The 14,992-nt window shown below is 68.4% G+C and carries 15 protein-coding genes; 7 read left to right on the forward strand and 8 right to left on the reverse strand.

Annotated features, from left to right (window positions below):
* Nucleotides 1-310: 310 nt before the first annotated feature.
* The gene (locus tag IWX77_RS01945) at nt 311-1,363 is read left to right on the forward strand and encodes a glycerophosphodiester phosphodiesterase family protein (protein ID WP_196842834.1); all 1,053 of its coding nucleotides are present in this window, start codon (nt 311-313) and stop codon (nt 1,361-1,363) included.
* A gap of 54 nt (nt 1,364-1,417) precedes the next feature.
* On the opposite strand, the gene IWX77_RS01950 is transcribed toward IWX77_RS01945, so the two are convergent.
* A complete protein-coding gene (locus IWX77_RS01950) occupies nt 1,418-2,170 on the reverse strand; it encodes a dienelactone hydrolase family protein (protein WP_196842835.1) in 753 nt (250 codons plus the stop codon).
* Between the two features lie 89 nt (nt 2,171-2,259).
* Between IWX77_RS01950 and IWX77_RS01955 the strand changes: the two genes are divergently transcribed.
* Together IWX77_RS01955 and IWX77_RS01960 are read left to right on the forward strand one after the other, a co-directional pair.
* Nucleotides 2,260-2,997 carry a FadR/GntR family transcriptional regulator gene (locus IWX77_RS01955; RefSeq protein WP_196842836.1) on the forward strand — a complete coding sequence of 246 codons (738 nt, stop codon included), beginning with the start codon at nt 2,260-2,262 and terminating at the stop codon, nt 2,995-2,997.
* 7 nt (nt 2,998-3,004) lie between these two features.
* Nucleotides 3,005-4,369: an alpha-hydroxy acid oxidase gene (locus IWX77_RS01960; protein ID WP_196842837.1), complete on the forward strand. Its 1,365-nt coding sequence runs from the start codon at nt 3,005-3,007 to the stop codon at nt 4,367-4,369.
* Between the two features lie 16 nt (nt 4,370-4,385).
* Here IWX77_RS01960 and IWX77_RS01965 read toward each other — a convergent pair whose 3' ends face one another.
* From IWX77_RS01965 to ddaH, 4 genes are all read right to left on the reverse strand, one after another.
* The gene (locus tag IWX77_RS01965) at nt 4,386-4,604 is read right to left on the reverse strand and encodes a Fic family protein (protein ID WP_196842838.1); all 219 of its coding nucleotides are present in this window, start codon (nt 4,602-4,604) and stop codon (nt 4,386-4,388) included.
* A 16-nt stretch (nt 4,605-4,620) separates the two neighbouring features.
* Nucleotides 4,621-5,583 (reverse strand): acetylxylan esterase, encoded by a 963-nt coding sequence (locus tag IWX77_RS01970; RefSeq protein WP_196842839.1) that lies wholly within the window; start codon nt 5,581-5,583, stop codon nt 4,621-4,623.
* A 76-nt stretch (nt 5,584-5,659) separates the two neighbouring features.
* A complete protein-coding gene (rocD, locus tag IWX77_RS01975) occupies nt 5,660-6,922 on the reverse strand; it encodes an ornithine--oxo-acid transaminase (protein WP_196842840.1) in 1,263 nt (420 codons plus the stop codon).
* A gap of 28 nt (nt 6,923-6,950) precedes the next feature.
* Nucleotides 6,951-7,805, reverse strand: a complete 855-nt coding sequence (gene ddaH, locus IWX77_RS01980; protein WP_196842841.1) for a dimethylargininase — start codon at nt 7,803-7,805, stop codon at nt 6,951-6,953.
* 226 nt (nt 7,806-8,031) lie between these two features.
* Here ddaH and IWX77_RS01985 point away from each other — a divergent pair, with 226 nt between their 5' ends.
* A complete protein-coding gene (locus tag IWX77_RS01985; protein WP_196842842.1) occupies nt 8,032-8,469 on the forward strand; it encodes an Lrp/AsnC family transcriptional regulator in 438 nt (145 codons plus the stop codon).
* A gap of 9 nt (nt 8,470-8,478) precedes the next feature.
* Here IWX77_RS01985 and IWX77_RS01990 read toward each other — a convergent pair whose 3' ends face one another.
* Nucleotides 8,479-9,246, reverse strand: coding sequence for an ABC transporter permease (locus IWX77_RS01990; RefSeq protein ID WP_196842843.1), 768 nt, complete (start codon nt 9,244-9,246; stop codon nt 8,479-8,481).
* A gap of 149 nt (nt 9,247-9,395) precedes the next feature.
* Here IWX77_RS01990 and IWX77_RS01995 point away from each other — a divergent pair, with 149 nt between their 5' ends.
* The 3 genes from IWX77_RS01995 (at nt 9,396) to IWX77_RS02005 (ending at nt 11,209) form a co-directional block, all read left to right on the forward strand.
* On the forward strand, nt 9,396-9,773 hold the full coding sequence (locus IWX77_RS01995; protein WP_297412931.1) for a GntR family transcriptional regulator: 378 nt from the start codon (nt 9,396-9,398) through the stop codon (nt 9,771-9,773).
* Nucleotides 9,774-9,842: 69 nt separating this feature from the next.
* Complete coding sequence (locus tag IWX77_RS02000; RefSeq protein WP_196842844.1) at nt 9,843-10,850, forward strand: hypothetical protein; 1,008 nt, start codon at nt 9,843-9,845, stop codon at nt 10,848-10,850.
* Nucleotides 10,847-11,209, forward strand: a complete 363-nt coding sequence (locus IWX77_RS02005) for a GntR family transcriptional regulator (protein ID WP_327012129.1) — start codon at nt 10,847-10,849, stop codon at nt 11,207-11,209. The genes IWX77_RS02000 and IWX77_RS02005 overlap by 4 nt, the downstream gene beginning before the upstream one ends.
* Before the next feature lie 18 nt (nt 11,210-11,227).
* Here IWX77_RS02005 and IWX77_RS02010 read toward each other — a convergent pair whose 3' ends face one another.
* Together IWX77_RS02010 and IWX77_RS02015 are read right to left on the reverse strand one after the other, a co-directional pair.
* A complete protein-coding gene (locus IWX77_RS02010; protein WP_196842845.1) occupies nt 11,228-12,229 on the reverse strand; it encodes an NAD-dependent epimerase/dehydratase family protein in 1,002 nt (333 codons plus the stop codon).
* Nucleotides 12,226-14,964 carry an alpha/beta fold hydrolase gene (locus tag IWX77_RS02015; RefSeq protein ID WP_327012130.1) on the reverse strand — a complete coding sequence of 913 codons (2,739 nt, stop codon included), beginning with the start codon at nt 14,962-14,964 and terminating at the stop codon, nt 12,226-12,228. Before IWX77_RS02015 ends, IWX77_RS02010 begins: the two co-directional genes overlap by 4 nt.
* Between the last annotated feature and the right edge of the window lie 28 nt (nt 14,965-14,992).

Here is a 14,992-nt window from a genome sequence, read left to right on the forward strand (position 1 = left end):
TAGTAGGTGTCGTGCCGGTTCTGGGCGTCGGCCCAGGTGGAGAAGTCGCCGCAGTTCTTGGTGTCGCCCGGGTTGGCCGGGTGGGCCGGGTGGGCCGGGTCTCGGTCGCCCGTGGACCGGTTCACGTTGTCGGTCACGGCTTCGAGTCCCACAGCGAGGCCGCGAGGGCAGCGAGCGCAGAGTCGGCTCGGTGACCGCCCCCAAGCGTTCACCGAGCGGACAGGCCGACAACAGGCATCCGTCACGTTCGGTTTCTACCGTGGCAACACGGACCGAAAAATGGCCCGCCCGGCAACCAAAGGAATTCGCAATGCGCCTGCGCAACATTTTGACGATCACGGTCGTCGCTGCTCTCTCGGTGGGAGCCGCGACCGTCTCGGCCGCCCCGGCAACGGCAGCCCCCACCACGCCCACCGGAACGCCGCTCCAGGCCGACGACAGCAACGGCTCCTTCGACCTGCAGTCGCACCGCGGCGGCCGCGGTCAGTGGGGTGAAGAGTCGATCACCGCGCTCGCCCACTCGCTCGAACTCGGCGTGAGCACGCTCGAACTCGACACGCACCTCACCCGTGACGACCGCATCGTGGTGTGGCACGACGACGTGATGACCGCGAGCAAGTGCGCAGACACCGCCCCGGCGTTCGCGGACGACCCGCAGTTTCCCTACGCGAACGACCGCGTGCGCGAGCTCACGTATGCTCAGATCGAGACGATGGACTGCGGTTACCAGCAGCTGCCGGGCTTTCCCGAGCAGGTCAACACACCCGGAACGCGCATCGCGCTGCTCACGGATGTCTTTGGTCTCGTGAACGCGTACAAGGCCGCGAAGGTGGGCCTCAACGTTGAGACCAAGGTGGAAGTGGCCGGTCCGACCGGTGATGCCGAGATGCAAGCGCTTACTCGCAGGGTCGTCGCCGAGATCCAGCAGAGCGGAATGGCCGAGCGCACCACGGTGCAGAGCTTCGACTGGGCCTCCCTCAACCTCACCAAACAGATCGCCCCCGAGCTCTCTCTCGTTGCCCTCTCGAGCGGCGACGCGTGGATGGGCGTCGGTCAGCCGGGAATCAGCCCCAACCTCGGCGGGATCGACATCGATGACTACAACGGCTCCCTGGCCCAGGCCGCTGCCGCCCAGGGCTACGACGTTGTGTCGCCGACCTTCGCCTCGGTCACGGCGCAGATGGTGACCGAGGCACACGAGCTCGGGCTGCCGGTCATCCCGTGGACCGTGAACACCACGTCCGACATCACCGCCATCATGAACCTCGGCGTCGACGGAATCATCACCGACTACCCCACGCGCCTGCGTGACGTCATGACCGAGCGCGGCCTGAAGCTCCCGAAGAGTTACACGCTGCGCTAAAGCACTGCCCACCCAAGAGAGCGGATGCCGGGGTCACGCATCCGCTCTCGGCGTTCAGGGTTCGACGGGCCCCGGGCCCAGATGTTCGGAGAAGAACTCCTCGATGCGGGTCCACGCGTCGGCGGCGGCCACCGGGTCGGGGCCGGCGCCGAGAATACGCTTGAGCACGGGCCGGAGAACCCGCGGCCCGGTCTCTTCGTCGTTGAGGAAGGCATGGCCGGCACCCGGGTATTCCTTGACGTCGTGCTCGATCTTCAGCCGGTCCAGGGCGGAGTCGAGCGTGGCTGCCGCGCCGATCAGGGAGCGGTCGGCGCCGCCGAAGCTGCCGACGATCGGGCACGCGCCGAGCAGGTGATCGTCGAGCTCCTTCGGCAACCGACCATAGTTGACCGAGGCGGCATCGAAACCGCGCGTGGCCGTGGCGAGGGCAAAACCGCCGCCCATGCAAAAGCCGAGCACGCCGATGCGACCGGTGCAGTCGCTGCGCTCACTCAGGAACGTGCGGGCCGAGTCGATGTCGACGAAGGCCCGGCCGGCGCCGGCCGACAGGGCGCGAAAGGTCGCAACGAGGCATTTGCGGGTTCCACCCTCGGTGAAGAGGTCGGGCATGAGTGCAAGATAGCCGGCCTCGGCCATTCTGATGGCCTGGCGGCGCATGACGTCGGTGAGCCCGAACGCCTCGTGCACGAGCACGACGCCGGGCCACGGGCCGGCGCCGGCCGGGATCGCGAGGATGGCTTTCAGACCAGCGCTCCCGCCCGGTCCGTCGGGCAGTTTCAGGTCGATGAGCTGGGGTGCGGCGGTCATGGTCTCTCCCGGGTTGGCTGAAACTGTATCCCGCAATCCCGGAAAAATCGTGTATCCTGTGGTCAGACCACAGCGACCGAGAGGACACCATGACCGCGTTCAGCCCGCGTGCCTGGCAGGTCGTGCTCGACGCCGTCGAACTCGACCTGCTCGAGGGGCGGCTCAGCCCGGGCGATCATCTGCCGCCCGAGCGCACCCTCGCGGCCGACCTCGGTGTCGGCCGGTCGAGCGTACGCGAAGCGCTCCGCGTGCTCGACGTGCTGGGGCTCATTCGCACCGCCGTCGGTTCCGGGCCCTCCGCAGGCGCGATCATCGTTGCCCGCCCCGGCGGCGGCATGTCGGCGCTCATGCGTCTGCAGGTCGCGGCGCAGGGTTTTCCGGTGGCCGACGTCGTCAAGACCCGTCTCGTACTGGAAGGGTCGATCGTCTCCGAGCTGGCCGAGGCCTGCCGCACGACCTCCATCGATCTGGCTGGCTGCGCGCAAATCCTCAGTGCGATGGAATCCCAGCCCCTCACCGAAGCCGAATTCCTCGCCCTCGACACCCAGTTTCACCTCTCGCTCGCCGAAGCAAGCGGCAACCAGGTGATCACCGCGACCATGGCCGGCCTCCGCAGCGCGATCGAGGGGTACGCGCGGGCGGGCGTGGCGGGTCTTTCGAGCTGGCGGGCAACATCCGCTCGGCTGATGATGGAGCATCGCGGCATTCTCCGTGCCGTCCAGGCCGGTGACGCAGATGCCGCCCGCCTCGCCGTGCACGCCCACATCTCGGGGTACTACGCCGAGACGCATCTCACTCCAGCCACTTCCCTCCCGACGACACGATAGGACGACCATGGTTCAACGACGCATCCCCAAGATCACAGACCTCGCTCCGCTCATGAAATTCAAAAGCCCCGAGTTCAACGCGAAGAAGCGCCGCCTCGACGCCGCGCTCACGATTAACGACCTGCGCGCCATCGCCAAAAAGCGCACCCCGAAGGCCGCATTCGACTACACCGAGGGGGCCGCCGAGGCCGAGATCTCGATCAAAAGGGCCCGCCAAGCCTTCGAAGACATCGAGTTTCACCCCGCCATCCTGCGCGACGTGTCGACCGTGTCGACGGGTTGGGACGTACTGGGCGCCCCGGTGGCCCAGCCCTTCGGCATCGCGCCCACCGGCTTCACCCGCATGATGCAGACCGAGGGCGAGATCGCCGGGGCGCACGCCGCGGCCCGGGCCGGTATTCCGTTCGCACTCTCGACCATGGGCACGACCTCGATTGAAGACGTCAAGGCCGCCAACCCGAACGGACGCAACTGGTTTCAGTTGTACATGTGGAAGGACCGCGACCGCTCCATGGCTCTCGTCGACCGGGCCGCCAAGGCCGGCTACGACACCCTTCTCGTCACCGTCGACGTACCCGTCGCGGGCGCTCGGTTACGCGACCAGCGCAACGGTTTCTCGATTCCGCCCGCCCTCACCCTCGGTACCGTCGTCAACGCACTGCCGCGCCCGGAGTGGTGGATCAACTTCCTGACCACCGAGCCCCTCTCCTTCGCAAGCCTCGACCGCTGGAGCGGCACCGTGGCCGACCTGCTCGATACGATGTTCGACCCCACCGTCGATTTCGAAGATCTCGCCTGGATCAAGGCGCAGTGGCCCGGTAAGGTCGTCGTCAAGGGCGTGCAGAACCTCGAGGACGCCAAGCGTCTCGTCGACCTCGGTGTCGACGGCATCACCCTCTCGAACCACGGCGGTCGCCAGCTCGACCGCGCGCCGATTCCGTTTCACCTGCTGCCGCAGGTCGCCCGTGAGATCGGCGCCCACACCGAGGTGCACCTCGACACGGGCATCATGTCGGGAGCCGACATCGTCGCCTCGGTCGCCCTCGGCGCCCGCTTCACCATGATCGGCCGCGCCTACCTCTACGGGCTCATGGCCGGCGGCGAGGCCGGGGTCGACCGCACAATTGCGATCCTGTCGGAACAGGTTGCCCGCACCATGCGGCTGCTCGGCGTGAACGCGCTCGAGGAACTGAACCCCGCGCATGTGACGCAGCTCGCCCGGCTTCAACCGGTCGCCGCGCCCCTGGTCGCCGCCGCCGACGCCGCCCCCGCGCGCAAGACGCCCGTGCGAAAGGAAACCGTCAGCGTATCCGCTGCCGTCACGGGCACACCGGTACGGCGTGCGCCGAAGAAGGCGACCCCGGCGCAGTAGCGCTGTCTGAGGCACTTCACCACCACGAGTGTCGAACGGCCCGGTCAGTCCACTGCTGGAAGGAGGCCACGGTGAGGATCCAGGACACTCGTTTGTTGCCGTCGGCGAGTGGATCGTTCCGGGCCAGCGACGAGAAGAGGCCTGCAGCCTTCAGCTCCAGCGTGGAATCGGCGTCTTCCCGTCGTTGCAGGAGCTCGGCGTAATCCTGGGTCGGCGCGTCGGCGCTGGCCAGCACCCGCTCGCCCGGCGGTTCAGGCGAGGTGTTCGCGAAAGGCCCGCAGGGCGAGTGCGTCGTCTTCCCAGGCACCACCCTCGTGTCCGTTGTACGGCCAGAGGGTGATCTGCTTCGGTCCGGCGTAATTGTTGTAGGCCGCGAACACCGTCGACGGCGGGCAGATCTGGTCCATCAGGGCGGCCGTCACGATCACCGGCGCGGTGGCGCGCTTGGCGAAATTGACCCCGTCGAAGTAGGCGAGCACGTCGTGCACCCGCTTCACTTTCAACCGGTTCGTGGCGAGGTACTGGCCGAGCTCCCGGTACGGCAGGGCGTCGGTGATGACGGATGCCCGCGGAAAGTCGCACAGAAACGGTACCCGGGCAACGACTGCGGCCAGCTCGGGCACGAGCCCGGCCACGGCGAGCGCAATGCCGCCGCCCTGACTCACCCCGGTCACGCCGACCCGCGCTGCATCGACGAGATCGAGGCTGCGTGCCGCCGCGACCGCACGCACCGCATCCGCGAAGACCCTGCGATAGTAGTACGTCTCGCGGGCCCCAATGCCGCGCGTCATGAACCCCGGAACCTGCGGGCCACTGCCCGCGTCGTCGTCGGTGTCGCCGGTACTGCCGCCGAATCCCTGGCCGCGGACATCCATTTCAAAATGGGCGAAGCCAGCGGATGCCCAGAGCAGGTTCTCAAAAGCCTGGCCCCGCCCCCGGCCATAACCGTGAAACTGCACGATGGCCGGCATCGGGTCGGTCGTCCCGGCCGGAACCCGCAGCCAGGCCTTGACCCTCTGCCCGCCGTACCCGCAGAAGGTCACGTCGAACACGTCGAGGGTAATCAGGCCGGCATCGACCTGGGTGACCGTGACATTGAGGTCGTACATCTCGGTCTCGGCTAGCGTTCCCGCCCAGAATAAGTCGAAGTCGGCGGGGTCGGCCTGCGCGCTGACGTAGCGGCGCAGGTCAGCTTCGGGCAGGTCCGTGTACATGGCTGCCAGCCTACGGGGGCGAGCGCGGCGGTGCGCGGGCGCGGCGGTGCGCGGGCGCGAAAATCTCCGAACTTACCTACAGCGCAGCGAGGTCGGCGAGCACGAGGCGCAGCTGCTCGACGGCCCAGTCCACGTCCTCAGCCGAGACGACGATCGGCGGCGCGAGGCGAATGGTCGAGCCGTGCGTGTCCTTGGCGAGCAGGCCGCGGGCCAGGAGCGCCTCGCAGACGGCCCGGCCCGGGGCGAGGGAGGAGTCGATATCGATACCGGCCCAGAGCCCCACGCCGCGCACGGCGACCACGCCGTGGCCGATCAGCGCACGCAGCCCCGCGTGCAGGCGCGCACCGAGCTCGGTCGCGCGCTGCTGGTATTCGCCGGTGGCCAGCATGTTCACGACGGCCAGGCCGACGGCCGCGGCGAGCGGGTTGCCGCCAAAGGTCGAGCCGTGCTCGCCCGGGTGCAGCACACCGAGCACGTCGGTGTTGCCGACGACGGCCGAAACGGGAACGATGCCGCCGCCGAGAGCCTTACCGAGCAGGTAGAGGTCGGGCACGACGCCCACGAGATCACAGGCGAAGGTCGAGCCGGTGCGACCGAGGCCCGACTGAATCTCATCGGCGATGAACAGTACGTTGTGGCGCGTGGTGATCTCGCGCACCGCCGGCAGGTACGACGCCGGCGGCACGACGATGCCAGCCTCACCCTGAATGGGTTCGAGCAGCACGGCGACGGTGTTCTCGTCGATTGCGGCTTCGAGCGCCGCGGCATCGCCGTAGGGCACGGTGCGAAAACCGGGCGTGAACGGGCCGAATCCTGCGCGGGCCGACTCGTCGTCGGAAAAGCTGATGATGGTGGTCGTACGGCCGTGAAAGTTGCCGGCGGCGACGATGATGTTCGCCAGATCGGGCGCGACGCCCTTCACCCGGTAGCCCCAGGCGCGGGCAACCTTGATGCCGGATTCAACCGCTTCCGCGCCGGTGTTCATGGGCAACACCATGTCTTTGCCGGCGAGTTCGGCGAGCGCGGTCACGAACGGGCCGAGCTGGTCGTTGTAGAAGGCCCGGCTGGTCAGGGTGATGCGGCCCAGCTGCGCACGAGCAGCGTGAAGCAGCACCGGGTTGGAGTGCCCGAAGTTCACGGCGGAGTAGGCGGCGAGGCAGTCCAGGTAGCGATGACCCGCGACATCCGTTACCCAGGCACCGTCGCCGGACGCGACGACGACCTCGAGTGGGTGGTAGTTGTGCGCGGCGTGCGCGCTCTCCTGCGCAATCAGGCCGGCAGCCGCAGGCGAAACGGATGCGGCGGCTACGGCCCGCGCGTCGGTCAGGTTCGTGGTCATTTGTGCTCCTTCAGGGTGGTTCGGTCGGTCATCGGCGCAGCTCGAGCGTGCAGCACTTGACGCCGCCGCCACCCAGCAGCAGCTCGGACAGGTCGACGCCGATCGGGTTGTAACCGCGCGCGCGCAGCTGGCGTTCGAAGTCCTTGGCGCGGGCCGCGATGACGACGTTGTAGCCGTCGGAGTAGGAGTTGAGGCCGAGGATGGCGGCGTCTTCCTCGGTGACGATGATGGCGTCCGGGTAGCGTTCCTGCAGAATGGCCAGGCTCGGCGCATCGAAGGCGCTCGGCAGGTACGCGATGTTTGTGTCGTCGAGCACGGCGACGGCGGTGTCGAGGTGGTAGAAACTCGGATTGATCAGGCGCAGGGTGATGACCGGACGGCCGGCGATGGCCGACAGTTCCGCGTGGCTGTTCGAGTCGCTGCGAAAGCCGGTGCCGGCCAGAATGACGTCGCCGACCAACAGAAAGTCGCCCTCGCCCTCGTTCGTCTCGACGGGCACGCGCACGTTGAAGCCGTTTGCACCGAACCAGTCCATGTAGGCGGGGCCTTCGGGCTGGCGCTCCACGTGGGTGAATTTGGCGCCGTAGGCCGAGTTGTCGATGACGAAGCCGCCATTGGCCGCGTAGACCATGTCGGGAAGGCCGTTGATCGGGTCAATCAGGTGCACGTCGAAGCCGAGGCCGATGTAGGCGTCATACAGGGTCTGCCACTGGGCCACGGCGAGGGAGGTGTCGGTGGGAAGTGCCGGGTCCATCCACGGGTTGATGCGGTAGACCACGGTGAAAAACTGCGGCTTGCACATGAGAACGGTGCGCTTGGTGGCGGTGCGCACGGGAACGGCGGCTTCTTCGGCAAGAACCGGGGTGGCTGAAACGATCGACATGAGGCTCCTTCGGGGATCCGCGGGCCTGTCGACCCGGCGGAACTCGGGGTGAATGGCGGACCAAGTCGCTCACGAGAGCCCGGAACGACTAACCTCAATCGTTCCGGGACGCCTTTTCCAGTCTCACACAGCATGATTCAACGTTTCACGCTTATATGCGCAAGAAAGCTTCGAGAATTGTGGCCTTGACGCAATTTTGCGCAGGGTGGTCGCCTAGACTCGGCCCATGGACAACCTCGACCACAGCATTCTCGACCTGCTGCGCCAGAACGCTCGCGCCGGCTATGGCGATATCGGCTCGGTCGTGGGCCTGTCGGCATCCGCTGTGAAACGCCGCGTTGACCGGTTGGTGGCCGACAAGGTGATTCGCAGCTTCACCATTCAGGTCGACCCGGCCGTCGACGGCATGAGCACGGAAGCGTACGTCGAGCTGTTCTGCCGCGGCACCGTGGCGCCCCACGAATTACTGCGCATTCTCTCGGGCGTGCCCGAGGTCGTCGACGCGGGAACCGTCACCGGCAGCGCCGACGCCATGGTGCACATTCGCGCCCGCGACATTCCGGGCCTCGAGGCGGCGCTCGAGAAAGTACGCCTGGCCCCCAACGTCGACCACACCCGCAGCGCGATCGTGCTCTCCCGCCTGATCCACCGATCGATCGAGTAGCGCACTCGTCTAGGCGGGCACCGGCTTGTGGCGCACCGGGGAAACCAGGTGCAGCAGGGTGACCGCGGCGATCGACCCGGCGCAGAGGATGCCGGCGAGCACGACGATCTGAAACCTCCCGGCCTCCACCGGCGAGGCTCCCCCGAATATCGCGCCGACGAACGCTCCCGGTAGCGTGACCAACCCCGTGGTCTTGGTTTGGTCGGTGGACGGGATGATGGCGAAATAGACGGCCTGCCGGGCCAGTTCACGGGTGGACTGCCGCGGCGTGGCCCCGAGCGCGATCCAACCCTCGACCTCGTCCCAGTGGTCCCCGACCGCCTCGGAGAAGCGGCGGCCGCTGAGGGTCGCGATCGACATGGCATTGCCGATAATGATGCCGCCGATCGCGAGCACGTAGCGCGGTGAGAATTCGATCGCACCGGTCATGAACACAACGGTGAGTGTCACGGTCACGCCGAGCCCCATCGCAACGGCCACGCGCAGCAGATGCGACCGACTGAAGCCAATGCGCCGCGCGACGGTGCCGACCGCTGCCGCGAACATAACGAGTAATCCCACGCTGACCCACAGCGGATCGTTGATGATTCCACTGAGAATGAGACTGATCGCGGCCAGCTGCAGGGTTCCGCGCAGCACGGCAAGCGCCGGGGCGAACGGATGCTGCGTGCTCGAGGCGCGTAGCACCGTCACGACCACCGCGAGTAACAGCACAACCCCGATCAGGGTCGGCAGCAGCCCGGCCAGCTCGGCGCGGAGATCGGCCGGAAAGTTCATGAGTCGAGCCTACCCAGCCGCGCGTGCGCCGGTCGTTGTCGGCATTGTGCGAACGATTGCACAGTACCAACGAAACGTACCGAAGGTATGCGGTTGCAGCATCCGTTGTAGCGAGGCAATATTATTCCTAACGTTGATCGGAGAATGTCGTGCCCGCTTCATTTTTTGCCATTGATTCCCAGTCGCGTACGCCGCCGTTTGAACAGTTGCGCAGTCAGGTGATTGCGGCCGTGCGCTCCGGGGAGCTGACCCACGACACCCGCCTGCCAACCGTGCGGGCCCTCGCCGCCGAGCTTGGCCTGGCCACGAACACCGTCGCACGCGCCTATCGCGAGCTGGAACGCGACAGCGTGATTGAAACACGTGGCCGATTTGGATCGTTCATCGCCCCCTCCGGCGGTGCGACCGAGCGGCACGCGCAGGCGGCCGCTGATTCCTTCGCTTTGCGCATCGAACAACTCGGTGTGAACCCGGCCGAGGCGCTCGTGCTCGTCACCGACGCCCTGAATCGTCGGTCCGACAGCTGAGCGTTCGGTCGGACACCTCGAGTTTCGTATTGCTACTCTGGTACAAAACGCACACAAAGAAAGGGTTTCGTGAATACGGTCTCAGTGATTCTGGTGGCGGTGGTCGTAACGGGCCTCGGCATCCGTCTGGCGTATCTCACGCGTGCCGAACCGCGTCAACGGATGCTGCACGCCTACTCTCGGCAGGTCGGGCTCGCGTTGGTTCCGGCGATCGTTCCCGAACTCTCGTACCGGATCTATTCCCGCGAACGGGCCGGAATCGTCGGGTCAATGGCTGGTCTCGTCGTCGGAACGGCGGTGCTGGTCGGGATGGTCGGGATGACCGGCGGCCGCAGCCCCTGGAACGGGCTCTTCGCCGGTATCGCAATGACCGTCGGGTCAACGATCGCCCTCATCGCCAACGATTCCCGCTCGGCCTTTGCCCCGGTTCCCGAGGCGCCGCGACTGGCCCGCAGCCTGTCCCCCCGGCTGGCCGACTACGTCACGCCCCTCGATCGCACGTTCTCGCTGAGCCTGTTGACGTTGGCCACCCTCGGCTACATTGCCGTGCTCGCGGTCATCGCGGTCAACCCGGAGCGGGTGTTCGATGACGTCTCGGTGCGATCAATTCTCTGGCCGGCCGGACTACTGCTGGCCCTCGCGGCCGCCGCAAGCCTGCTGACCTGGACCGCGGCGAACGCGCTGCTCGGTCGCGGCCAGCCGGCCCGCACGTACATCGAACTGGCCTGGAGTGATGCCTTTCGCAGCACGACCCTGCGCAGCCTCGTTGGGATTCCGGGGATCATTGCCGCCGTGAGCACCTGCGTGTTGTTCCTGTCGTTGAGCGACGCAATCAACCTGCCCGCGCCCGGCTCGGTCGGCGAGATACTGCGCGGCTCCTTCACGATCATGGGGCCCGTGCTGGTGTTCGCCCTCATCAGCTGGGGCATCACGAGCCTGCGCAATCGTAGTACGACGCACTACCTGCGCCGCCTCTGGCCCGAGACGGCCGTCGAGCTCGACCGGCGCCGACGCGCGTGCGGCCCCGCGGTTGACGATCAGCCCGGCGAGGACAGCCGAGCGAAGACTCCGGCATGATGCTCCTGGTCGATCCTCGTTCGGCAACGCCGCCCTACGAACAGTTGCGGGTGCAGGTGCTCGCCGCCGTGCATTCGGGCGATCTCGCCCCCGGCGACAAGCTGCCGACCGTACGCAAGCTCGCCGAAGAGCTTGGGCTAGCCGCCAATACCGTCGCCCGTGCCTACCGCGAGCTCGAGCGCGATGAGGTGATCGAAACGCGCGGCCGAAATGGATCCTTCATCGCCGCGAACGGCAACGCCGCCCAGCAGCAGGTGCAGGTTGCCGCCGCCCTGTACGCCGGCACGGCGCGGCAGCTCGGCGTCGCCCCCGAGGAGGCGCTCGCGTTTGCGCGCGCGGCCCTCGGCATCCGCTCGTAGCAGGCTAGCGACGGGCAGCTAACGGCCGACGCGATAGTGGGCGGCGAGGCGCTCGAAGCCCTCGTCGAGCGAAACCAGAGGGGTCCAGCCGAGGTCGGCGCGGGTGCGCCGCTGGTCGAACCAGTGCGCCGTCGAGAGCTGCTCGGCCAGAAACCGAGTCATCGGCGGCTGGTCGGTTTGGCCGACACCATCCGGGCGACGCCGCCAGATGGCCTCGATGATCGAGCCGGCAGCGCGGGCAGCGGATGCCGGCACCCGCCAGGCCGGGGCCGCCACGTTCGCCGCACCGCAGATTCCGGCGAGGAGTTCCGCGACCGGGCGGGGTTCGCCGTTAGTGATTACGTAGGACTGCCCGTGCACTCTTTCGGCGGCATCGAGCGCCGCGTGGATCGCTGATGCCGCGTTATCAATGTAGGTCGTGTCGATGAGCGCCGCGCCGTGCCCGAGCAGCGGCAGCCGGCCGAGGCGGGCGCGGTCAACGATGCGCTCGATCAACTGGGTGTCGCCGGGGCCCCAGACCAGGTGGGGGCGCACGGCGACCACGCTGAATCCGGGAGCGTCCGCGGCGAGCGCCAGCAGCTCGGCCTGAGCCTTGGTGCGGGCGTAATCGCCGCGGGCCTGATCCGGCGAGGCCGGTAGGGCATCGGAGCCCATGATCGAGCTACCCGAGTGAGCCACGGAGGGCGAGGAGACATAGACGAAGCGGGAGACGCCGGCATCCTCAGCCGCCTGCAGCACGGTGCCGGTGCCGCCGACATTCACGGCCTCGAACTCAGCCGGGTCGCCGGTGAGCGACACCTTGGCCGCGAGGTGCACGACCGCGTGCATGCCGCTCACGGCATAGGCCAGGCCGGCGTAGGGCGTGTCGGCACCGGTCGTGATCGAGCCGTGCACGTCTTCGACGCCGGGCAGGCCCGACGGTCGCCGCTGAAAGGTGCGCACCTCGTGACCGGCCGCGCTGATGCGGGCAGCGACGGCTCGGCCGAGAAATCCGCTGGCTCCGGTCACCAGTACTCTCATGGCTTGACCCAGTGCCCGCCCGAGAGGATGCCGGTGGCCCAGCGCGATAGACGGCTGCGGTCGATCTTGGAGTTGTGCCGAATATCGGTGGGCAGCCCGGGCACGACGAGCACGGCGGCGACCGGCGAGCCCACCGCGGCGCGCACGGCGGCGGCGAGCGGCCCGGGTGCTCGGTGTAATCGGCGGGCCGGCGGCACGGTTTCGATCACGGCGACCTGCTGCTGCGTGCCGGGCGGGCCGACGCCGACGAAGGCCGCGCGGGCGACCTCGGGCAACGTTTCGATGCGCTGCTCGGGCCCGACCGGAGTGACCACGCCGGCGGCCGTCACGATGACGTGCGGCATCCGGCCCTCCACCCACAGGCGGCCGCTGCTGTCGAGATGGCCGACGTCGCCGGTGCGATGCCAGCGTTCGCCCGGTACCGCGCCGCGCCGCGAGGCCCGCTCGGTGAGCCAGAGCCGGTCATAGTGGTCCTTGACGTGTGGCGCCGACACGACGATCTCGCCGGTCACGTCGGGTTCCTCCGACAGCTCACCAGCGGATGCCCCACTCGCGTCGAGCGCACTGATACGGATGCGCGTGGTTGCGGTCGCCCTCCCGACGCAGACACCCCCGGCCGGGTTCACGCTGCCGTCCGGGGCCCAGGCCGCTGCCCGAATTCCCTCAAGAGTGATGTCGGCCATGAGCAGGCCCTCGGTCATACCGTACGGTGTGTGCGCGGTCGCTCCCGGCATGAGCGCCGCGGCCTGGGCGAGCAGGCTTTCGGAGATGGGTGCGCCGGCCGAGAGAAAACGCTGCACCCCGGCGAGGGCCGCGTGGTCGGCGGGCGTGAGTGCATCGGCCGTCGCGACGACGTTCACGAGCGCGGCGGGCGAGAGAAAGACGACCGTTGCGTCGATCGCGGCGACGGCGGCCGCGACCGCGGTGGCGGTGAGGGTTTTGGGTGCGGTGACGTCCATGTCGGGGGTGACCGAGCGGGCGCCGAGGGCGGGTCCAAGCAGCGCGAACGGGGCAAATCCGGCGACGAGACCGGTGCCGACGCCGACGCCGTACTGCAGGAAGAGGGCGCGGCTCACGGCGGAAAGCTGGCCGTGGGTGTAGACGACGCCCTTGGCCGGGCCGGTCGATCCGGAGGTGAACAGCACGGCGGCCGGGTCGCTCGGTGCAGGCTCGGGCGGGAGCTCGTCGCCGGCTGCGAGTCGAGCCTGGCCCAATCGGATCAGCTCGGCAAGGGTGTGCCGGGTACCGAGCAGCCGGGCCATCGGGGCCGGGTAGCGGGCGGTGGAGATCGCGCGCCCCGGCCAGCCGAGCACACGGGCGGCCATCAGGCCGGGAGCGGCCCCAATAATGTAGTCGGGGCGCGCGCCGCGCACGGCGCGAGTGAGGCCGACCAGCCCGAGGCCGGCATCCGCTACGACGACAATCGCGCCGATGCGCACGCAGGCGTAGAGCACCGCGGTGAGGTCGGCGCTCGGCGGTACGAGAAGCGAGACGCGGTCGCCGGGCCCCACGCCGATGTGCACGAGGCCGGCCGCGATCTGCCGCACGCGCAGCGAGAGCAGCCGCCAGCTGACCGTGCGCGGGGCAGGCTGCATGTCGACGAGGGCGGTCTCGTCGGAGTCACGCAGTTCGTCGAGGAAATACCACAGCGGATGCGTCCCCGCCACCGCCCAGGGTCCCGCGGCGGCGGCGGCGTTCCCAGGCGGCTCGACCGGCGGCACGACCGGCGGCTCGGCCGGCGGCACGACGGCGTCGCCCAGCCAGAGCAGGGCGGCGGCGGAGTAGTCCGCATCTTCAGCGAGCAGATGCCCCGCTCCCTCGAACCGGTGCACGCGGGCGTGCGGCATCCGTTCGAGCAGGTCATCGAGGTAGCGGTCGTTGAAGATCGGATCGCGCGGACCCCAGAGCAGCAGCGTCGGCACCGCGAGCGCTCGCACTTCCTCGGCGATGCGGTCGAGTTCGGGCCGGCTCTCGTGGGCGAGAGCGACCGGGATGTCGGCGACAAAGCCGCCGACACCGCCACGGCGGGCGCTCGTCAGGTAGGGCGCGCGATACCCGTGCTTCACCGCGGCCGACAGCGGCGGATGCGCGAGAGCCAGGGTGGTGGCCAGGAAGGCGGGCGTGGCCACGGTCGCCTTGCCGAGGACGCCCCGCCCGAGCACGAGCCGGAGCGGCGCCGGAATCGGGTCGCCAGCCGGTTGGTGCACGGCCGTGTTGAGCAGCATGACGCCGGCCAGTAGTTCGGGGTGGGCGGCGGCCCAGCCGAGCGAAACGACGCCACCCCAGTCGTGGCCGAGGGTCACGATGGGGCCGGTCAGTTCGAGAGCGTCGGTCAGATCACCAAGGTCTCGCACTCGGCGGGCGAGCGGGCGAAAACCTCTGGTGCGGGCGGAGAAGCCCATGTCGAGCTGGTCGACGGCGATCACGCGCCAGGCCGGCGCGCCCGACGCCGCAGCCTTCGTCGCCGACGTCAGGAGTCCGCGCCAGAGGTAGGACCAGGTGGGGTTGCCATGAACGCACAGAATGGTGCCGACCGGACTGACGCCGAGCGCGTCGAGCTGCGGGCCGTTGTCGAGCAGGTGCCAGCCGTGCCGTACCCCCGCAGTTCCACTCTCCACGACGTCGATCAGCCGCGACCACTCCGGTTCGAGCCCCACCAAGCCGGCTGGCGGCAGCGCGGCCGGTGCTGAAGCGGTGCGGGGCAGACGACGGGATGAGGTGCGGGTATCAGTCACAGGGCCATTTCTGAGCAGTCCGAGCGGG

The sequence above is a fragment of the Cryobacterium sp. CAN_C2 genome (genome assembly GCF_015751745.1).
GTDB lineage: Bacteria > Actinomycetota > Actinomycetes > Actinomycetales > Microbacteriaceae > Cryobacterium.